Raw genomic sequence first — 20622 nt, forward strand, 5'->3', positions numbered from 1 at the left:
TTTCATCCTTCCGGGTATTCTTCTGGGATATACGTTAACATTGCCTAACATTATATCACCGTGATTCCCCGCCGTCACTGCTGAAAGAGGCAATTTCCATTACTTTTAAAATATTTGTGGTGGATCCTCCCAGACCTGAACCTCGATATAGCGCTCCGGCCCGCAGGTCCCCCTTGCATTCCATTCCTGAGGCCAGCCGAATTGCGAAATGATCTCCCGGAGCTCAGCAAGCAGATACACCTGACCCCGGTAAGGCTTGCCGTCCTGAACTCTCATTGTGGGGAACAAGTCACCATACGTGAAGCTGATACAGCTTGGAGAAAAGAGATCCATAGGAATCCGGAGCTCAGCTCCCCTGGGATACCATTCCAGCAGCCACGGACAGCTTCCTAGCGTCATATAGTGGGGCTGCTGGCGGACGGGACGGCCTCCTTTGGCGATAAAAGCTTCCCGGGCCTTGTGCTCCAGGCTGCGCCGGATATCGAGATAATCCGCTGAACGCTTGCTGGCAAAACCTTTGCCCTCCTGACGTATGCCCGCAAGAACATGCTCCGCTTCCTCCGGCGCCAGATCGGATAAATTCCGGAACGGCCCTGTAGATTGATCATAGTAGTGGTACAGATCCTCCAAATTCTATCCCGCCAATCTAACTTGATATTAGTGTGGTATCTATAGAGATATAGTTATATTTTACCACTCAGGAATGGTAGGGGCAGTATTTTTCCATCATGGCAATCGTCTCCGCATCACGTTCCCCGCGTCTCTCCTGAAGACCCTGAGTAACAGCATTCCGTGCATCATCCTTCAGATTCTGGCCGAATTTGAACTTGGCGGTTATTTCTTCGGGAACGATCCGTACAACGGCGACACCCTTCAGCGCTGAGCGGTATCTGGGATCTTCGGGATCTATCGGGGCGTAGCCTCCTTCCGGCTGAAGCTTGTGCATAAAATGAGCAAGTACGGCTGCTTTTTCGGCGAGGTCTTCAACAAGCTCCGCTGTTCCATAAGCGGTTACGCTTTTGAAATAGGCGGTGGCAGGACAGGCAAGCTCGGGATCGCTGAAATAGGAAGGAATGATGGCGTATTCGTCGGCAACCGTGAAGCATACCTGCTGATTGTGGCGGATGCTCTTCATTTTGCCTCCCGCGTGGCTACCGTGAAAATAGAAATTTCCTTCCATATATACAAAGTTGAGCGGTGTTACACGCGGCAGCCCTTTCTCATCACTGGTCCCGAGAAAACCAAAGCTCATTCCGTGTAGAAACCCGGCCAGCTCCTCTTCCTGCTCTACCTGAAATTCTTTTCTGCGCATAACGGCACATCCTTCTCTCATTAGTGGTGGAACCTTATGTTCCGGGTCAATAGGGTCTTCTAAGAATAGAAGAGGAATTGACAATAAAAAAGGACCGGTTTACATTAATTTTATTAGTCCACTTTGACGTGGAGAGGGTGGGGATATGAATTTCACGCTGCCTTACGACCAGTACCTGACGGTGCACCGCTACAAATATCTGGCCTTATACCACGCGCTCCGCGCGGCTATTCTTGGCGGGACTCTGCCGGGTGGAACCCGACTGCCGTCTACCCGGAAGCTGGCAGAGCTGTACCTGATCTCGCGCGGCTCGGCATCTCAGGTATACGACATGCTGCTGGCAGACGGCTACATCCGGACAGAGACTGGCCGGGGCACTTATGTGGCGGATGACAGCTTTTATCCCTTGGAGGGGGAACGCGAGAAGGCGGATCAGGAGATTTATGGTGATGTCGTGGTGGGAGCTGCCAGGGCAGAGTACTCAGGGGATGCGGATGTGGGTGCGGGTGTGGGTACACGAATGGATGAGAGTGTGAGTGCAGGTTCGGGTTCGGGTTCGGAAACGGATGCGCGTGCGGATGCAGGTGCCAGTGCAGGTATAGATATAGGTCCAGAAACAGATGTCGGAGTACCTTGTTGTGGAAGCGGAATCCCGCTCTCCCGCTGGGGACAACGCCTTATGGAGCGGAAAGTTCTCATATATGAGCGGGAGGAAGCAGATATCGTCAGCTTTCGCAGCCGCGGGATGCTGATGGAGCATTTTCCTTATGAAGAGTGGCGGAGTGCACTGAAATATGCCGGCGGTAAAAGCGGCGGGCGGCTGGAAGGCTATTGCCCTCCCCAGGGTGAAGAAAGCCTGCGGCGGTCGATTGCCGCCCATCTTCGGGTGACACGGGGCATCCGGGCGGAAGCGGAGCAAATTGTGTTGTTCAACGGCTCGATGCAGGGCATCGTCCTACTGACACAGCTCTTGCTGGAGCCGGGTAGCCCTGCCGTTGCCGAGGACCCTGGATTTCACGGCATCCGCAGGGCGGTGGAGATCACCGGCGGGAAGCTGCTGCTGGGCGAGGTGGACGGAAGCGGGCTGGTGCCGCAGGATTGGGCGGCCCGGCTGCTGTTCGTTACCCCAAGCCGCCAGTTCCCCACCGGCGCTGTTCTGCCGCTTGACCGGCGGCGCCGGCTGCTGGAATGGGCGCGGCGGCAGGATGCGCTGATTGTGGAGGATGATTACGACAGTGAATTCCGCTGGGGCGGGCGGCCCATCGAACCGCTGAAAGCACTCGACCGCGAAGAGCGTGTCGTCTACATGGGTTCGTTCTCGAACAGCATGTTCTCTGGCCTGCGGCTGGGTTATGCCGTGCTCCCGCCCTTGCTGATCCAGCCGGTGACCGCCGCCAAGGCGCTGTATGAGCCGCTTCCGGGAGGCCTATTGGAGCAGCGGGCCTTGGCGCGCTTCATGCAGACCGGCGGCTACAGCCGTCATCTGCGGCGGATGACGCGCCTCTATGGCGAGCGTGCCCGGCTTCTCCGCTCGCTGCTGTCCGGGCGGCTCGGTCTGCTGTTTGAGCCGCTGCCCGGCGATGCGGGGCTGCATATCTACGCGCGCTGGCGGCGCAGCAGTGCGGAATTCGCCGCCTTCCGGGCGGCGGCGCTAAGGCACGGGACGGACTTCAGGGACGCGGCGTTGTACCAGGCCGCAGCGGGTGCACCGGCGGCTTGTTTTTCTTTTGCCCATTTGAATGGCGAACAATTGGTAGACGGAGTCAACCGCCTGCTGCTGGCGTGGGCGGATGTGCAAAATCGGATCTGACAAGGTATGATGAGATTATGGAACGGTGTGTAGAATTCCGCAAAACTTTAGATTATGCTTCCGAAGCGAGTTTTGCTGCATAGCAATTTCAAGGAAGTAGAATTCCGCAAAACTTTTAGGAGGGAATATTATGCTGCATGCATCGCCGTCCTCTTTTGTAATCCTGCCGGCTCTGGCGAAGATTGTCTGTGAACCGGGCTGGAAATGGCAAAAAAGAGAGAAGCCGCTGCAAAATTATGATTTGTTCTATGTCTGGAGCGGGGAAGGCACAGTTGTGCGCAGAGGAATTCCCTATCAGGTGGGTAAGGGAAGCTGCTTCCTGTTCCGTCCGGGAGATCATACCAGTGCGAGCCATAATCCGCAGAAGCCGCTTGTGCTTACATATATTCATTTTGATGTGACTGAGGATGTGACCGATATTCCCGAGCCGTACCGGGAACTGACCGAGACAGTGGAATTCGAGCACTTGCTGGCGCGGTATGTCCGCCTCTTTCTCGTCAAGACCTTTGCGGCTGAGGAGGAAGGGCAGCTGATCCTGAAGCAGCTGATGATCCATCTGCTCCGTGAGGATCAGGTGATGCCGGTGGAACGTCATGTGAGCAACCAATTGGCGGAGGTTATTCATGAGGTCGCCAACTATGTCAGCCAGCATCCCGGAGCAGTGCACCGGGTGGAGGATTTGGCGGCGCGCGCCGGGCTGTCTCCGCGTTATTTTTCGATCAAATTCAAGGAGATTACGGGCTCTTCTGTCCAGTCCTATGTGATCCGCACCCGGATTGAGCGGGCACAGCATCTTCTGCTGTATGCCGGAATGAATGTAACCGAGGTGGCGGATGCGCTGGGGTACCGTGATATTTTCTTTTTCAGCCGCCAGTTCAAGCAGCATACCGGTAAAAGTCCGTCCGAGATCCGCTAATCCTCTGTTTGTTTCAGCTTTTTCCAGCTGGGGTAAATACCTTGCAACCTGGTTACATGCGATATACACTGCAGCCTGGAAGGGGAGAACGACGGAATGATTATGAGACGACGGATCTGCAACAACGACTGCAAAGGCGGGGGAAGCAGGATTGCCCGCAACCGCTGGAGACGATGGAAGAGCAGCAGCCTGGTGACTACGGATCATTGGTTTTGACCTAACTAAAAGGACAGATGGGTCCTGAAAAGATAGCTTATCCAGATCAACGAAGGGACCGGGGCCGGGTTAGGCATCCGGTCTTTTTTGACTTCAGGAGCAGAAATTCATCCGTGTATGAGAGCGCCTGGGCGGGGGGATAAGGATAAAGAGTGTGAGTCTTGAACAACCCGGTCAGCAGGCCTATGATGGGTAAGGATAGAACGATAAGAAACTACACAGGCCGGAGGAGAGAGAAAATGTACGAAATCGTGTTGATACGCCATGGCGAGAGCGAGTATAACCGCCAGAATCTGTTCACAGGCTGGAGCGACCCGGATCTGACGGAAAAGGGAGTAGAAGAAGCCAAAGCTGCCGGGAAGCTGCTGAAGGAGGCGGGCTACACTTTCGATCTGGCCTTTGCTTCTGTGCTGAAACGTTCGATCAAGACGCTCAATTACGTGCTGGATGAGATGGATCTCCTGTGGATTCCTGTGCAGAAGTCCTGGAAGCTGAATGAGCGGCATTACGGCGCGCTGCAAGGACTGAGCAAAAGTGAGACTGCGGTAAAATACGGCGAAGAGCAGCTGCATATCTGGCGGCGCAGCCTGTCGGTCCGTCCTCCGATGCTGGAGCCGGATGATCCACGGTATGCGCGGAACGATATCCGTTACAAGGAGGTTCGTCCCGGAGATATTCCACGCGGGGAGAGTCTGGAGGATACGGTGCACCGCGTCGGCGATTTCTGGGGCAAACGCATTGTGCCGCTGATCCGCAAGAAGGAGCGGGTACTGATCTCGGCGCATGGCAATACGCTGCGGGCTTTGATCAAATTCATGGAGGACATTGACGAGAAGGCGCTGCTGGATCTCAATGTGCCGACCGGAGTCCCTCTGGTCTACAAGCTGGATGATGATGTGAAGCCGATCAGCCGCTTTTATCTGGGGGAGCCGGAGGAAGTACAACAGAAGGCCCGCGAGGTAGCGAATCAGAGCAAGGTGACGGAATAGCCCGCCTGCTATTATTTTGTGTAACCCATACTGTAAAAATATCAGCTCTGCAGAGTAGCTCTGCAGGGTTTTTTGATGATTGTGTGACCGTATTATTTTATAAATGAAATGAAATGGGTATAAAGTTTCAAATGACTACAAACTTCTACGACTAAAAGCGTGCGTCTAAAGTACTAACTATCAAATTGCGTGTGAATTCGACAATAGATTACATAATAATACAAAATAAGCGGTTGTAGGGATTCCTTTATTAGATTATTCTTTCAAAGTGAAAATTTGGGGGAGAAATGTATTTATAGGAGGAAATATAGAAAAGGGAGTATGTAGATGAAAGTTTATGAATTAAACAACAGTCCACAGGCTATGACATTAACGGGCGAAAGAACTTACGGGATTTCGGGCCATCCAATAGCAACGGATTTTAGAGGGGACTCTAAAATTGATGATTGGGAGCCTATAAAGCTTGAGACTCTTTACAAAAATACTTATATTGATTTTCCTCATTATATAATTGGGAAGCCAATAGTATCTGAAAAGGTCAAACAAATACTAGAGCCCTATATAGAATCTGAGGTGGAAATCCTACCGTTAATTCATGATGAAATGGATTTATATATGCTGAATGTTACTAATATGTTGGACTGTGTAGATTGGAAACGCTCTGAGGTTGAGTGGTTTAAAGATAAATATTTCATGGGGTTTATAAAGCTTAAATTTGACCTTTCCAAAATACCAAATGACACATATTTATTTAAAATTAAAGAAACTGCAAAAACAACGGTATACGTGACAGAAGCTTTTAAGGAATTAGTCGAACAACATCAACTGAAAGGGCTCAATTTCTCACTAGTCGAAGACTCTGAATTCACAGAGGAAATGGAACTGGAACAGCAACGCAGATACGAATCGGCTTTGTTGGATATTGAGCGCAATAAAGGTCCGGAATTTACTTACGAAGAAGCTGAGGCGCGAGTCGATCAGAACAAGGCAGTTGCCAGTGGCAAATGGAAAATGCAATTGGACGATAAAGGGAGGTTCTGGCTGGGGACCTTGACTCTGGAGCTGGAGTATAACTGGGTTAGACCGAAATATATCCCGCCAATCCTGCTTGGCTACCAATGGCACGAAGTAGAAAAGTCTGAAATTAACCTGAAGAGCCACGAGGAATAATATGTACTCATTATAGCGGTCTTTCACATTAATCATAAGCTTGTCGGCCGATATTAACACTATTGAATATATTCATAGCACCAATTAAGAAATGCCTGCTCTGCGGGATTGAATGCCATTGAAGCTAAGAATACGGATACCTCCAAACAAGTATTTGAAAAACGAGGTGCATATTAATGAAGGTATATGAATTAAAAGTCAATCATTCTAAAACGACCACATTGGTCATGAAAAATCGTGAACAACTTTCATCTCATTCTATTCGTAGTGACTTTATGGGGCAAACGTTAGCTCAGGATTGGCAGCCTGTTGAAATGCAGACGCTTAGGAGCAAGATGTTTAATGATTTTTTTGATTTTGTGCCTGAGAAACCAATAGTATCTCAAAAAGCTATGCAGATACTTAAGCCTCATACAGTATCTGATGTCGAGTTCCTTCCACTAATACATACTGAGCTCGATATATTTATGATTAATGTAATCAATATTATAGATTGTGTGGATTGGCAGAATTCGAAGGCTAAATGGTTACTAGAAAAGTATTTTTCGGGTTTTGATAAGCTGGTATTTGACTTTGCTAAAATCCCGGAAAATACCTATATGTTCAAAATTAAAGAACAGGCAACAACTAAAGTATATGTTACTGAATTATTCAGAGAACTCATCGAAGAACATCAATTGCCGGGTCTGGATTTCTCGGTCGTATATGATTCGGAATTCACGGAGGAAATGGAACAGGAACGGAAACGTAAATATGAAGAGGCGCTACTCGCCATTGAGAATAACAAAGGTGTGGAGTTTTCTTATGCTGAGGCTGAGCTAAGGATAGATCAGGGCAAGGCCGTCCAAAGCGAGAAATGGAAAATGCAGTTCGATGAACAAGGAGAATTCTGGCTGGGACAATTAACACTCGATCTGGAGTATAAATGGGGTAGACCTGTCTATATCCCGCCAATCCTGCTGGGCTACTCTTGGCATGAAGTTGACTTAACTCCAATTAAATCGAAGTATTCGGAGGAATAATGAGAGTATATAAATTAAGATCTAATGACGACTCCATGGATTTAATGCTTGATTGTTCTGTCAGTTCAGAGCATCCCATAGAGTCGAAATTTAAAGGTGATTCCAAATTGCCGACATGGACGCCTCCGATTATGTACACGAATAATAAACGGAAATACAACGATTTTCCAAGATACTTATCTGGACATCCAATTGTATCAGAGAAGGTAAAAGATATTTTATTGCCAATTGTTGCAGAAGAAGTTGAGACACTTCCTTTGGCTCATCCTGATTTGAAGTTGTTTATGCTCAACATCACAAATGTCATTGATTGTGTTGATTATAGCCGTTCAGTTATTAAGCTAACTGGGAAAGGTAACTTTGCCCGATTTATAAAGCTCGTTTTTGATTTTTCTAAAATACCTGAAAACACTTATATGTTCAAAATCAAGGAAACAGCCATCGTTCAAGTTTTTGTAACGGATGCATTTAAAGAGCTTGTTGAACTCCATGGTCTTAAAGGCTTGGATTTCTCAGAAGTATACGATTCAGCTTTTACTCTAGAAAAAGAAGAAGAACAAGAACGTAATTATCAAGCAGCGCTTGATTCAATTGAGCGCAGTAAAGGGATTGAATATTCATACGATGAGGCTCGTATTCTCATGGAGCAGGGAAAAGCTGTTGCCAGCGGAAAATGGAGAATGCAACTGGATGAGAACGGTGAACTGTGGATAGCGGATTTATCACCAGCTTTGGTGTACGACTGGGGACAGCTGATTTATATTCCTCCTGTGTTCATGCTTTTACAATGGCACGAAGTAGTGAAGTCTGAAATCAACTAGTAAGTGCTGTAAATTATGAATCGGAATCTGCTGCCCAACTCCTCATATCAGGCACGCACAAGAACTCTCAACGAACAATTAGCACCACTAGAAGTCACGGCTATTTGGCCGCAAATATAAGGAGGAAGAATGAATTGGAAAATGAAGTGCAACACGAAATGAAAGTATATGCTCCACTTGGCCCTTCAGGGCTTGGGGGCTGGCTGGTGGTTGTGCAGATGGGCTTGATCGCAACGATGGTTATGTTGGGGTTACAGATTTTGAATTACAACTTGCCAAGCTTTCAACCGGAGTACTGGGACACGCTTACCTCTAAACAGGGAGAGTTATACCACCGGCTATGGGCTCCGGTGATTATTTTTGAAGCCGCTGCGAATGTGCTGTTGCTGCTGCTCTGCGTCTTTACACTGGTGTTGTTTTATCAGAAAAAAGCACTATTGCCCCGGATGATCATTCTGTTCTACTTCAGTAGCCTGGCGATGGGTATCATCGATTATATTTTTCTGCTGAATATACCGCTAGCAAGAGAAATGGGCCAAGGCGAAAACGTCCGTGATCTTGTCCGAGGGGTCTTCACCTGCATTATTTGGACATCCTATTTCCGGAAGTCGGAGCGGGTAGCCAACACATTTGTGCGGTAAAATGTAAAATATCCTGATTGCCGGGAGAAAGAGGAGATACATAATAAACCAATCAAAGCCCCGTCCAAGGCAGCACATATGTGCCTTTGTACGGGGCTTTGATTGGTACCAGACATATTAGTTAGGACGCTGCAGTTCACCCAGCAGTTCGCCCATCTTCACCTTGGTCCCGCTGACAAGCCCGGAACGGGGGGTGAAGCTGCCGTTCTCAAGGAGCAGCACCACGGTCGAGCCGAATTCGAAATAGGCCAGATCATCACCGATCTGCCAGGCATCGGTCTCTTCATCCGCATAATGGATACTGCTGACATTCATCGCGCCGACCTTCACCACGGCAGCTTCCCCGTTGGCTCCGGCGATATAAGTAATCAGCCGCTCATTGCGGCTCAGCACACCCTTCATATGCCGCATGCCGAAATCATTGACAGGATATGCCCTCCCGCGGATATGTTCACTCTCGACCTTGCGCCCGGTAAGGGGGGCGTGAATCCGGTGATAATCCGTGGGACTTAAGTACAGCACGAAGAAAAAGCCTTTTTTGTACAGCTCCAGGTGAGGGGAGTGATTCAAAAGCTCCTCCAGCTCATAATCCTGGCCTTTTACATTCATTATGGTTCCGGAATGAATCTCGCCCATGGCGGTAATCAGCGCATCTACGGGGCTGGCCACAGCATTCTCACCGATAGCGATCGGGCGCATGCCAGATTTGAGATGACGGCTGAAAAATTCATTAAGCGTAAGGTATTCCCCGAAAGGCTTCTCTGCTTCAGAAGCGGGAATATGATAAGTCCGAATAAATACCGGGATCAAAAAACGGCTGAGTCTGCTATGGGAAAAAGCCCCCATTAACCGGGAAAGCCATCTGTGCGAGGATAGCTCGGTCATCAGCCGCAGCAATTGTTTTACCATGAGTATCTCCCTTCCATCATGCAGCAGCACGGCCCTGGGTCCAGGACCGTCTTCGCTCTGCATTATATTGACATAGAATAAGAGACAAATCAATAACGGATGTGCCGTGAAGGATGGTCAAGCAGATATCGTGCATAGGCCATAGGCTTCCGGTAACTCTCCTTCCAGGCTCCGGTCAGTCCGGCTTTGCGGAAGCCGTAGCGCTGATCGCGGCCGTTGCATTCGATGAAATAGACCTGGCCTTTGTCCGTAACGCCCATGTCTAGCCCGATGTCTGCAAGCCCCGGAAGGCTCCGCTCCAGCTCACGTGCAATGCTGAGGCTGTAAGCCAGAACAGACATGCGGATGTTTGCTGCCGCTGCCCCGGAGAATACCTGCTCCAGTGCATATGAAGAGTCCAGTGCTTCTCCACCCCGGGCAATGTTGGAGACGAAGCCGCCTGGTGCCGCACGTTTGGCGAATAGTCCGGTGACCTGCCATTCCCCGCCCCAGCCGCGCTGCACCGTGACACGCAGATCAAACGGACGGCCCCCAATCTCGGCCAGCGAGATACGTTCCTGAACCAGGTAGGGGGTGGAAGCCAGACGCACCCGAAGTGCTCTGGGCAGTGCATCCTGATTCACCTGGAGGCTGATCCAGCTGCGGTAGCCGAGAGGCAGATAACTCCAGCGCCAGATTCCTGGGCTACTCCGCGTCAGGCGCATTACGCCTTGACCGATACTGCCGCGGCAAGGCTTGAGAATGAGGTCAGAATAGCTGTCCATCATCTCCTTCAGTCCGGATCTTCCAGCCGAGGTGGCGGGCAGAAGCCCGCGCAGTCCGGCATTCTGCTCCAGCAGTCCATGGATCTGATCTTTGCCATAGCGGTTGCATGTATTATATACCTGTATACCGCTGCCCAGCAGTCTATCGATTCCATGGCTGCCTGGATCGTAGATTGCCCGGTTATGGATAACGTCTGGCGTCGGGATGATCACTCTTCTATAGCCTCGGGTTTCTTTCATATATGCGATGCTGTATCCGGTATGCGTGTCAATGTCGGACAGTTTCAGGAAGCTGGGGGTCAATCCGTATGCGGCGGCGGCTTCCTCGTAGCTTTTCAGCGACTCCTGTCCCGTTTTTTGCCGGGGAACGCCCCGGTGCATAGCGGCATTTAGCAAGATTCCCACGAGCTTTTGCCCCATGTTCGTTCCTCCCGTTATCTTCTATAGTTCCGGCTGTTCCTCTATCTGTGTCATTGTATGTGTGTAGCCGCCCTTTAGGGTGGACGGATGTGCGGTAACAGATGCCCTTTTTTGTAAAAGTTCGGTTCCTCCGGGACGATTCAGATTTTACAGGCTTGGTGTAAACGGGTGTCATCCGCCCAGCGCCCTGCATATGATGCCTAGGAGAAACAATAGATGGAAGGAGGAGACTGCTTGTGAAGGGCTCCAGAAAAAATCAGCGCCGCAGTTCCAAAAAGCCGCTCTATGTTGTGGATAATCCGAATATGAAGGAACTCAGTATGCTGGGAAGCAGTCCCAAGGTACAGGAGGTTACAGATACCTCCGGCAGCGTAGCTCCGGATACCGGGAGTATAACTATGAAGGTTAGCGGGGTGGATATGCTTGAAGCAGCGGAATCCGTGCAATCTGCCGAACTTGATCAGCAAACACTTCAGGAACAAGTGGTGGAACATACCGTTTCGGCTGCGGAGTCTTTACCATTGAACCCTGAAGTCATACTGCCAGTGGCGGAAAAAGAACGTCTCCAGCCCGTATATACGGATGATTTGTCCGACGCTGCCGTTACGGGAAGCAAAATCGCCCCCCGCACCATCGACGGGTCCAAGCTGAAATTCGGCATCATCGGCACGCCTTGGCTGCAGGATTATGCTGTGCAGAGCATCAATATCGCGGACAAGGCAGTAACTTCCTCCAAGCTGGCCCCTGAATCGGTAACGGGTGAGCATTTGGCGGAGGGAAGTATCAGCGGCGGCAAGCTGCTCGACCATTCGATCGGCGGCGAAAAGCTCAAGAACGGCAGTATTGGACCGGATAAGCTGGCTGACCGGATTATCGGCGGAGGTCAGATTGCCGACCAGGCCATTACCAGCCGTCATCTTAGTGACTGCATCATCACCTCCGACCTGATCGAGGATGGAGCGGTGACCGGCGAGAAAATAGGGAGCAGCACCATTGTCAGCCGCCATCTGGCCAACGGGAGCATTGACCGTTCCAAGCTGGCGGACGAAGCGGTAACAAGCGACAAAATCGCTGACGGTGAGATCAGCGGCGACAAGCTCGGGGATGCTGTTATTGAGAGCCGGCATATCAGCCTTGGCGCCATTACAGCTAAGCATCTGGCTCCGGGAGCCATCGGGCCGGAGCAGCTTGCCAGCCGCCTGATCGGCAAAGAACAGCTTCAGTCCGGGGTCATCGACAGCGGCCATCTCGCTGATGGTGCGGTAGGTTCGCGCCAGATTGGCAAGGAAGCCGTAAGAGCCCAGCACTTAAGCCCGGAAAGTGTGAACGGCAGCCACATCGCTGACGGGGAGATTGCCGGCCGTCATTTGGCGGACCGCAGTATTTCTTTTGTGAAGTTGGCGGAAGGGGCGGTAGGAACCGCTCAGCTTGTGGAGCAGGCAGTTACTTCTTCCAAAATAGCGGACCAGAGCATTCTTGCCCACAAGCTGGCGGACGAAGCTGTGACGACACGGCACATTGCCAAATCTGCGGTAAGGGGACCTCAGATTGCCATGCAGGCTGTCGCATCCGTTCATCTGCAGCGCGAGTCAGTAGAGCATTCCCATCTGGCGGCGGACTCCGTCGGTTCAGAGCAACTGCAAGAACAGTCGATACTTACGGGCCATTTGGCAGACGGAGCAGTTACCGGGGATCAACTGGCTTTTGGATCGGTTGACGGAGAACATCTCCGTCCGCAAAGTATTACCCCGGACAAATTAGCGGATGGGAGTGTTATTACCGCCAAGCTGGCTCCGGGTGCGGTTGGCGGCAACGCAATCGCGCGGGAAGCTGTCAGCGGGGAACATATTGCTTTTTGTACAGTGGAGGAAAAGCATCTCGCAGATTCCAGTATCAGCGGCCGCGTATTACAGCGGGAGGCGGTGGATACCGAACATTTGGCACCGGGGGCTGTAGAGCGCAGACATTTGGGGGATAACAGTGTGACCTCCTCTGCCCTTCAGCCAGGTTCGGTAGTGGGTGAGAAACTGGCAAACGGGGCGGTAAAGGAAATCCATCTCTCTGCAGGTATAGTGCAGCCGCATCATTTGGCTGATCATGCTGTCACTTCATTGAAGCTGTCACCGGAAAGTGTATCGACCGATAAGTTGGGCGATCTGGCTGTTACAGCCATCAAGCTGGCAGATGGAAGCGTGGAGGCTTCTAAGCTGGCGGCATCTGCCGTTCAGGCAGAGCACCTGAATGCGGGGGCTGTGGGTTCTGGGGCAGTCAGTGACGGCGCTGTGCAGGGAAGACATCTGGCGCCGGGGAGTGTTGGCGGGGCGCATATCCGTCCGATGTCTATCGGGAACGGACATATCAGCCCGAGCTCCATCTCTTCCATTCAGATTCAAGATGGCAGCATCAGTGGAGCCAAGCTGATAGAAGGCGCAGTCTCATCCCGCCACCTTGCGCCGGAAAGTGTGGCAGGCAGCCATTTGGCGAAAGCTTCGGTGGAAGGGAAGCACATCGGGCAAGGTGGAATCACCTTAGCGCATCTGGCTGAAGAAGTCCGCAGTGTGCAGATTTTGCCGGATGGCAGTATTACCGGAGAGAAGCTGGCAACGGGTGCTGTGGGGTCAGACCATCTGGCCGCCGGAAGTGTAAGGGCAGGGCATTTGGCGGCGGAAGCGGTGGAAGGACAGCATATTCGTCCCGGAGAGATTACCCTGGCGCATCTGGCGGAAGAGACGCGTAGTGCAGACTTCCTGCCGGATGGAAGCATCGGCGGCTCCAAGCTGGCCGAGGGTTCGGTTGGTTCGTTCCATCTGGCTACAGGCAGTGTGTATGCGGATCATCTGACAACAGATGCGATAGACAGCCGCCATATCCGTTCCGGCAGCATTCTGCTTGAACATCTGGCCAAGGAAACGCTGACCTCTGAATGGCTGCCGGATGACAGTATTGGAAGCGGGAAGCTCACAGCCGGTGCGGTGAGTTCGCTGAATCTCCAGCAGGAAAGCATTTATGGTGAACATCTTGCAGACGGAATACTACAGGAGCGGCATCTGCGTCCAGGTCTGATCAAGCTTGAGCATCTTGCAGATGAGACGCGCAGTGCAGCACTGCTGCCGGATGGCAGTATTGGAGGCAGCAAGCTGGCTGCTGGCGCAGTGGGTTCTTCACAGCTGGCTTCCGGAAGCGTATATGGAGGACATTTGGCAGCGGATGCGGTAGACAGCCGCCATATCCGCCCCGGAAGCATCCAGCTGGGGCATCTGGCCGCTGAGACGCTGAGCGCGGATCTGCTGCCTGACGGTAGTGTAGGAGGCAGTAAGCTGGCGGCAGGTGCGGTGGGTTCGCAGCATCTGGAGCCGCAGATCATCCAGGGCGGTCATCTTGCAGATGGAGCGGTGGAAGAACGCCATTTGGGCAGCGGAATCGTCAAGCTGGAGCATCTGGCGGATGAAGTCCGTAGTGCTGAGCTGCTGCCGGACGGCAGTATTGGAGGCAGCAAGCTGGCGGCAGGTGCGGTAGGATCACAGCATTTGCAGCCGCAGAGTATCCAGGGCGGTCATCTGGCAGATGGAGCGGTGGAGGAGCGCCATTTGAGCAGCGGGATCATCAAGCTGGAGCATCTGGCGGATGAAGTCCGCAGCGCGGAGCTGCTGCCGGATGGTAGCATAGGCGGCAGCAAGCTGGCGGCAGGAGCAGTGGATTCGCAGCATCTTCAGCCGCAGAGTATCCAAGGCGGTCATTTGGCAGATGGAGCGGTGGAAGAGCGTCATTTGAGCAGTGGCATCATCAAGCTGGAGCATCTGGCAGATGAAGTCCATAGCGCAGAGCTGCTGCCGGATAGCAGCATTGGAGGCAGTAAGCTGGCGGCAGGAGCAGTGGGTTCGCAGCATCTGCAGCCGCAGATCATCCAGGGCGGTCATCTGGCAGATAGAGCTGTGAAAGAACGCCATTTGGGTAGCGGGATCATCAAGCTGGATCATCTGACGGATGAAGTCCGCAGCGCGGAGCTGCTACCGGATGGCAGCATCGGCGGCAGCAAGCTGGCGGCAGGAGCGGTAGGATCACAGCATCTGGAGGCGCAGAGCATCCAAGGCGGTCATCTGGCAGATGGAGCGGTGGAAGAACGCCATTTGGACAGCGGAATCATCAAGCTGGAGCATCTGGCGGATGAAGTCCGCAGCGCGGAGCTGCTACCGGATGGCAGCATCGGCGGCAGCAAGCTGGCGGCAGGAGCGGTAGGATCACAGCATCTGGAGGCGCAGAGCATCCAAGGCGGTCATCTGGCAGATGGAGCGGTGGAAGAACGCCATTTGGACAGCGGAATCATCAAGCTGGAGCATCTGGCGGATGAAGTCCGCAGCGCGGAGCTGCTACCGGATGGCAGCATCGGCGGCAGCAAGCTGGCGGCAGGAGCGGTAGGATCACAGCATCTGGAGGCGCAGAGCATCCAAGGCGGTCATCTGGCAGATGGAGCGGTGGAAGAACGCCATTTGAGCAGCGGCATCATCAAGCTGGTGCATCTGGCGGATGAAGTCCGTAGCGCGGAGCTGCTGCCGGATGGCAGTATTGGCGGCAGCAAGCTGGCGGCAGGAGCGGTGGGTTCGCAGCATCTGGAGCCGCAGAGCATCCAAGGCGGTCATCTCGCAGATGGAGCGGTGGAAGAACGCCATTTGGACAGCGGCATCATTAAGCTGGAGCATCTGGCAGATGAAGTCCGCAGCGCGGAGCTGCTGCCGGATGGCAGCATTGGCGGCAGCAAGCTGGCGGCAGGAGCGGTGGGGCCCTACCATCTGGCTCCGGCCAGTGTATACGGAGGCCATTTATCCCCGGGTTCCGTGGACGGCCGCCATATCCGCCCTGGCAGTATCCATTTTGAACATTTGGCCGAGAGTGCGCTGAGCTCTGAACTGCTGCCGGACGGTAGCGTTGACGGAAGTAAGCTGGCAGCGGGTGCTGTAGAATCGCAGCATCTGCAGCTCCAGAGTATCCAAGGCGGGCATCTCGCCGATGGAACGCTGGAAGAACGGCATTTGAGTCCAGGCATCATTAAGCTGGAACATCTCGCGGAGGAAACCCGCAGCGCGGAGCTGCTGCCGGAAGGTAGCATCACAGGGGAGAAACTCGCATTCGGCTGTATCGGAACAGCGCATCTGGCTGAAGGTGCAGTGGGGAATTCTGAGCTTCAGGATGAAGCGGTGGATGCTTCCAAAATCACCTCATTCGCTATCCAAACCCGCCATTTGGAAGAGGACAGCGTACAGGGTTACCATATTGCTCCTGGTGCCATCACGGGCGATCATCTGACGCCTGGCTCGGTAAATACCGAGCACCTGTCGTTCAGTCCGGTACAGAGTGCGGGCAACCGGGAGGTGCTGCAGCAGTTTGGCATGACAGCCTTTATGTTCAACGGTGATGCAGAGAGTGTAGAGGTGACAGTAGCTTTTGATGAAAGCTTCGGCCACACCGGTTATGTCCTTGTTGCGATGACCAATCAACCTTTCTTTCATGCTTCATTGAAGAACAGAGGGGCCGGAGAAGCGGTTATAGAAGTGGTGCGGCTGCGTGAAACCTCACATTTCTACGGTGTGTTATCCTGGATTGCCCTTGGCACTCCCTTGGTGAAGCCGGTAGCGGATCATCGGGTATTTGATTAGTCGGCTGACGGGAGCAGGTAGAGGTTAAGATACAAGATGGAAGGAAGGGCTGATCCCAAGGAAAAGATGGGGCAGATCAGAACCTTAGGAAGTGAATGGATAAGGGCAAAGGGCGCAGCCAAAGGCTGCGCCCTTTGTGCGGTGATGAACTGGAGCCGGTCATTTCCGGGATGATGAGAAAACCTGGTTCTGGTTGCTGCGGGCGCTGAAGCCCATATTCGCTGCTCCAGTATCCTTACATACGAATACTTGTACCGGACATTAGGCGGTGAGCGGGCTTTTGTCCAAATTTCTGCGCAGGGGGAGACACTTGCCGTTACCCGGGACAGCGGAATACATAGACTGTGATGTAACCCTCAGCCCGGAGACCATGCCCTGCAAGGAAGGTGGATGAGCTTGAAGCATACACGTACATCTGCCCGCCGCACGGGTCGGCGGGCTTTGCGACCAACGCGGAGGACTTCCCGGCCGGTGCGTTCTGACGTGCTGCGCCCTGTGGCCAATCACCCGGACCCTTATGTGTCGGTGATTATTCCGGCTATGAATGAAGCCGGAACGATCGCTAAGGTGATTGCCGGTGCGAGGGGAGTCCATCCCCGTTGTGAGGTTATTGTTGTGGTGAATGGTTCTGCCGATCATACGGCAGACATCGCGTTATCACTGGGTGCCCATGTCATTCTCTTCGAGCAGCCGCTAGGACATGATGTGGGCCGCAGTATCGGAGCAGAGGCTGCCAAGGGGGAAGTTCTTCTTTTTACCGATGGTGATCTAGTCATTCCTGCTTCACAGCTGCGTCCCTTTGTGGCCGCAGTCAGTCAAGGAACAGATGTCGCTCTTAATGATTATTCAGGTCCGGTACGCGGCCACTTCCCGCATCCGGTAGTACTCTCCAAGCATGCGCTCAATATTATTCTTGGGCGTCCGGACCTGAAAGGCTGCTCCATGACGGCGGTACCCCATGCGCTCAGCCGCAGAGCTTATGCCAGTCTGGGAAGCAGCCTGTTGTCAAGGCCGCCCCTGGCACATGCCCAGGCTGTGCTTGACGGCTTGTCTGTGAAGGCGGTGCATAAGATCCCTGTCGGCAGGCTGAATGCAATCCGCCCCAAGCGGGCGGGGACGGATCCGCTACGCGAGGTGATTCTTAAGGATCATCTTGATGCGGCAGGCCTGGTGATTCAGCGCAGAGGCGAAAGAGCGGGGTTCGGCGACGGGAACCGGCGGAGGGAGATGGTGAGATGAGAGCGGTGATGTCTGAATCTATATCAAGCTCCCGGCAAAAGACACCTGCGGCACTTCCCGCCCGCGGTGCTAAGGACCAAGCACGGCAGACTGCGGCTGTGCGGCGGGCGCGGGCTGCCTTGTCTGGTGCCTCTGCCGCATCTGTCTCACCGGGCGCAACCGCCCAAGGCAGTTCTGCGGCTGCCCTTATTGAGGCGGCAGGAGCTTCATCTTCCCGCCGGAATGGAGCGGTCCGTTCCATCGGCCGCCGCAAGAAGACTCCTGCTGCCACGGCCGGAGGAGCCGCAGTCCGCCGGAGTACCACCGGCAGTCCTGCCTCCAACCGGCAAAGAGTCGGCCGTCCCTCTCGCCGCGTAGCGGCAGGTGTTAAGGCTCGAGGCTCCTCCACTTACCGGGGAGCAAAGCCGCAGCTGCCGCAACTGAATGGAGCGTTGTCGGTGATTATATCGGCCCGCAATGAAAGGCAAGCCCTACCTGGGTTGTTGAAACAGGTAGAGCGGCTACATCCGGCCGAAATCATCGTAGTCCTGAATGGGTGCACGGATGACAGTTATAAGTTCGCCCGGCTATGCAAGCAGGCCGCAGTGGTGCATTGCCCGGAATCTGCCGGGCATGACGTGGGCCGGGCCATTGGGGCCAAGCTCAGCCGGGGGGACATCCTGCTGTTCCTTGATGGAGATATGGTCATTCCTGCGCCGCAGCTGGCTATTTTTGCAGCGGCCGTGGACGGCGGGGTGGATGTGGCGCTGAATGATCTGGATATGTTGCTGCCTGCATTTGGCTTAAGCGACGATGTCACCCGCTGCAAGCTGTATCTGAACAGCGTATTGGGGCGCAGTGATCTGGGTGTCAGCTCGATGACCGCTGTGCCGCACGCCTTGTCACGGAGGGCCCTCGAGCGGATCGGCTACCGTGAGCTAATGGTCCCTCCCAAAGCGCAGGCGATCTCGATTATAGAGCAGCTGCGGGTAGAGAAAGCCGGGACGGTAAACGTCATTAAGCGTAACCGTCTCCGCCAGGGAAACATAGGAGCCGGCAACGCCATAGAGCAGCTGATTACCGGGGATCATGCCGAAGCGCTGCTTCGGGTGTTGATCCACCGCGACAAAAGCTGCGGGTTCACCGGTGAAAACCTGCTGGAGCAACGGCGGCAATTGGCAGCCTGGAGGAACAGCCTATGACGATAACCAGTATCATAATTCCTACGTACAACAGGGTCGGGCTGCTGCGCTCCTGTATTGAATCCATCAGGGCAAATACGGAACACGCTTATGAAATCATCGTGGTCGACAATGCCTCAACGGATGGTACCGATGTTTATTGCCGTGAGAATAAGCTGACCTTTATTTCACTTCCAGAGAACCGGGGATTTCCGGTGGCTTGTAATCTGGGATTGCAGTTGGCCTCAGGGGATGAACTGTTGCTTTTGAACAATGACGTTATTGTACCGAGGGGTTGGTTGGAGAACCTCAAGCAGGCTTTGTACAGTGCACCGGACATCGGCATCGTGGGGCCTGTAACGAATTATGCCAGCGGCCGGCAGCAGGTGGCGACGTCATACGCGAATATCTCCGAATTCCATGCTGAGGCTCAGCGGGTGAGTCTCCAAGGTCTTCTCGGGTGGAGAGAAACACGGCGGCTGGTCGGTCTATGCTTTTTATTAAAAAGAGAGCTGATGGACACCATTGGACTCCTGGATGAGCGGTACTCTCCCGGACATTATGAGGACGATGATTACTGCTACCGCGCCCGGCTGCGGGGTTACCGTCTGCTGATCGCCGGGAATTGCCTTGTGCATCATGAAGGAAGCGCCAGCTTCAAGGAGGTCTACTCCTCCGGGCTTCAGGAGCTGGTGGAACGGGGGCGCAGGATATTTATGGATAAATGGAGCATAGATCCTGCACAGTTCATCTAAACGGTTGACCCAAAGGCTAAAGCCACAGATAAAAAGGAGGAAAGTAAGTGAAAGGAGTCATACTGGCGGGCGGAACAGGATCAAGGCTATATCCGCTGACCCGGCTTATGAACAAACATTTGCTTCCGGTCGGCAAATATCCCATGGTGTGTTACGGTATCGACCGATTGCGCCGGGGGGGCATAACCGATATTCTCCTGGTCATCAGCAAGCAGTCCGCGGGACAATATACGGATTTTTTAGGCAGCGGCGCAGAGTTTGGCGTCTCTCTGACTTACAAAATTCAGGAGGCTGCCGGTGGCATTGCGGAGGCACTGGAGCTAGCGGAGGGGTTCATTCTCCCGGGTGAGCGGTTTGTTGTGCTGCTTGGTGACAATCTTTTTATGGATGATCTGATGCCTTATATGAAGAGGTATCTGCAGCAGCCTAAGGGGACTGCCAAGGTCTTATTGAAACCGGTAGAGGATGCGAGAAGATACGGCGTCCCGGTGTTCGACAGTCAGGATACCGGCTTGATTGCCTATATCGAAGAGAAGCCGGAGCATCCGAAGTCAACATATTGCGTAACCGGCATTTACATGTACGATGAGGCTGTATTTGATATTATCCGGCGCGTATCTCCCTCCAAGAGAGGGGAGCTTGAGATTACCGACGTGAACAACATTTACGCAGCAAACCGTAGACTCAGTTACGATGTGCTCAAGGAATGGTGGAGTGACGCAGGAACGTTCCAGTCTCTTTATGAAGCTGGAGAAAAGCTGAAAAACACGCTGCCGTGAGGCGCGTGTTTTTTTGCGTGCGCAATATGCCAATCTCCCGCAGTTTCA

At 53.2% G+C, this 20622-nt stretch carries 16 protein-coding genes; 12 read left to right on the forward strand and 4 right to left on the reverse strand.

Annotation, left to right across the window (positions count from 1 at the left end):
* Window positions 1–105: 105 nt before the first annotated feature.
* Both ACAN54_RS19890 and ACAN54_RS19895 read right to left on the reverse strand, forming a co-directional pair.
* Window positions 106–630, reverse strand: coding sequence for a hypothetical protein (locus ACAN54_RS19890; RefSeq protein ID WP_379159252.1), 525 nt, complete (start codon window positions 628–630; stop codon window positions 106–108).
* Between the two features lie 67 nt (window positions 631–697).
* Window positions 698–1312, reverse strand: coding sequence for a pyridoxamine 5'-phosphate oxidase family protein (locus ACAN54_RS19895; protein ID WP_379159255.1), 615 nt, complete (start codon window positions 1310–1312; stop codon window positions 698–700).
* A gap of 145 nt (window positions 1313–1457) precedes the next feature.
* On the opposite strand from ACAN54_RS19895, the gene ACAN54_RS19900 reads away from it, so the two are divergent.
* The 7 genes from ACAN54_RS19900 to ACAN54_RS19930 all read left to right on the forward strand — a co-directional run bounded on the left by ACAN54_RS19900 (window position 1458) and on the right by ACAN54_RS19930 (window position 8897).
* On the forward strand, window positions 1458–3122 hold the full coding sequence (locus ACAN54_RS19900) for an aminotransferase-like domain-containing protein (protein ID WP_379159258.1): 1665 nt from the start codon (window positions 1458–1460) through the stop codon (window positions 3120–3122).
* A gap of 130 nt (window positions 3123–3252) precedes the next feature.
* Window positions 3253–4038, forward strand: coding sequence for a helix-turn-helix domain-containing protein (locus ACAN54_RS19905; RefSeq protein ID WP_379159261.1), 786 nt, complete (start codon window positions 3253–3255; stop codon window positions 4036–4038).
* Window positions 4039–4493: 455 nt separating this feature from the next.
* The gene (gpmA, locus tag ACAN54_RS19910; protein WP_379159264.1) at window positions 4494–5243 is read left to right on the forward strand and encodes a 2,3-diphosphoglycerate-dependent phosphoglycerate mutase; all 750 of its coding nucleotides are present in this window, start codon (window positions 4494–4496) and stop codon (window positions 5241–5243) included.
* 327 nt (window positions 5244–5570) lie between these two features.
* The gene (locus ACAN54_RS19915; protein WP_379159267.1) at window positions 5571–6413 is read left to right on the forward strand and encodes an imm11 family protein; all 843 of its coding nucleotides are present in this window, start codon (window positions 5571–5573) and stop codon (window positions 6411–6413) included.
* 176 nt (window positions 6414–6589) lie between these two features.
* Window positions 6590–7435 carry an imm11 family protein gene (locus ACAN54_RS19920; protein WP_379159270.1) on the forward strand — a complete coding sequence of 282 codons (846 nt, stop codon included), beginning with the start codon at window positions 6590–6592 and terminating at the stop codon, window positions 7433–7435.
* Window positions 7435–8256, forward strand: coding sequence for an imm11 family protein (locus ACAN54_RS19925; protein WP_379159273.1), 822 nt, complete (start codon window positions 7435–7437; stop codon window positions 8254–8256). Before ACAN54_RS19920 ends, ACAN54_RS19925 begins: the two co-directional genes overlap by 1 nt.
* Before the next feature lie 134 nt (window positions 8257–8390).
* Window positions 8391–8897 carry a DUF2569 domain-containing protein gene (locus ACAN54_RS19930; protein ID WP_379159276.1) on the forward strand — a complete coding sequence of 169 codons (507 nt, stop codon included), beginning with the start codon at window positions 8391–8393 and terminating at the stop codon, window positions 8895–8897.
* 117 nt (window positions 8898–9014) lie between these two features.
* Here ACAN54_RS19930 and asd read toward each other — a convergent pair whose 3' ends face one another.
* The gene (asd, locus tag ACAN54_RS19935; protein ID WP_379159279.1) at window positions 9015–9806 is read right to left on the reverse strand and encodes an archaetidylserine decarboxylase; all 792 of its coding nucleotides are present in this window, start codon (window positions 9804–9806) and stop codon (window positions 9015–9017) included.
* An 89-nt stretch (window positions 9807–9895) separates the two neighbouring features.
* Window positions 9896–10990 carry a YheC/YheD family endospore coat-associated protein gene (locus ACAN54_RS19940; protein ID WP_379159282.1) on the reverse strand — a complete coding sequence of 365 codons (1095 nt, stop codon included), beginning with the start codon at window positions 10988–10990 and terminating at the stop codon, window positions 9896–9898.
* Between the two features lie 236 nt (window positions 10991–11226).
* On the opposite strand from ACAN54_RS19940, the gene ACAN54_RS19945 reads away from it, so the two are divergent.
* From ACAN54_RS19945 to ACAN54_RS19965, 5 genes are all read left to right on the forward strand, one after another.
* A complete protein-coding gene (locus ACAN54_RS19945; RefSeq protein ID WP_379159285.1) occupies window positions 11227–16641 on the forward strand; it encodes a WIAG-tail domain in 5415 nt (1804 codons plus the stop codon).
* A 390-nt stretch (window positions 16642–17031) separates the two neighbouring features.
* Window positions 17032–17880 carry a glycosyltransferase family 2 protein gene (locus ACAN54_RS19950; protein WP_379159288.1) on the forward strand — a complete coding sequence of 283 codons (849 nt, stop codon included), beginning with the start codon at window positions 17032–17034 and terminating at the stop codon, window positions 17878–17880.
* Entirely contained in the window at window positions 17877–19061 is a 1185-nt protein-coding gene (locus tag ACAN54_RS19955; protein WP_379159291.1) for a glycosyltransferase family 2 protein, read from the forward strand. The genes ACAN54_RS19950 and ACAN54_RS19955 overlap by 4 nt, the downstream gene beginning before the upstream one ends.
* Complete coding sequence (locus tag ACAN54_RS19960; RefSeq protein ID WP_379159294.1) at window positions 19058–19795, forward strand: glycosyltransferase family 2 protein; 738 nt, start codon at window positions 19058–19060, stop codon at window positions 19793–19795. The genes ACAN54_RS19955 and ACAN54_RS19960 overlap by 4 nt, the downstream gene beginning before the upstream one ends.
* A 47-nt stretch (window positions 19796–19842) precedes the next feature.
* Window positions 19843–20574 (forward strand): sugar phosphate nucleotidyltransferase, encoded by a 732-nt coding sequence (locus ACAN54_RS19965; protein ID WP_379159297.1) that lies wholly within the window; start codon window positions 19843–19845, stop codon window positions 20572–20574.
* Window positions 20575–20622 lie beyond the last annotated feature (48 nt).

Source organism: Paenibacillus diazotrophicus (assembly GCF_042610465.1).

Coding starts and splice junctions, on each gene's coding strand:
- ACAN54_RS19895 (WP_379159255.1), bottom strand. CDS start 1,312: ATGCGCAGAAAAGAATTTCAGGTAGAGCAGGAAGAGGAGCTGGCCGGG.
- ACAN54_RS19900 (WP_379159258.1), top strand. CDS start 1,458: ATGAATTTCACGCTGCCTTACGACCAGTACCTGACGGTGCACCGCTAC.
- ACAN54_RS19905 (WP_379159261.1), top strand. CDS start 3,253: ATGCTGCATGCATCGCCGTCCTCTTTTGTAATCCTGCCGGCTCTGGCG.
- gpmA (WP_379159264.1), top strand. CDS start 4,494: ATGTACGAAATCGTGTTGATACGCCATGGCGAGAGCGAGTATAACCGC.
- ACAN54_RS19915 (WP_379159267.1), top strand. CDS start 5,571: ATGAAAGTTTATGAATTAAACAACAGTCCACAGGCTATGACATTAACG.
- ACAN54_RS19920 (WP_379159270.1), top strand. CDS start 6,590: ATGAAGGTATATGAATTAAAAGTCAATCATTCTAAAACGACCACATTG.
- ACAN54_RS19925 (WP_379159273.1), top strand. CDS start 7,435: ATGAGAGTATATAAATTAAGATCTAATGACGACTCCATGGATTTAATG.
- asd (WP_379159279.1), bottom strand. CDS start 9,806: ATGGTAAAACAATTGCTGCGGCTGATGACCGAGCTATCCTCGCACAGA.
- ACAN54_RS19940 (WP_379159282.1), bottom strand. CDS start 10,990: ATGGGGCAAAAGCTCGTGGGAATCTTGCTAAATGCCGCTATGCACCGG.
- ACAN54_RS19950 (WP_379159288.1), top strand. CDS start 17,032: ATGAGCTTGAAGCATACACGTACATCTGCCCGCCGCACGGGTCGGCGG.
- ACAN54_RS19955 (WP_379159291.1), top strand. CDS start 17,877: ATGAGAGCGGTGATGTCTGAATCTATATCAAGCTCCCGGCAAAAGACA.
- ACAN54_RS19960 (WP_379159294.1), top strand. CDS start 19,058: ATGACGATAACCAGTATCATAATTCCTACGTACAACAGGGTCGGGCTG.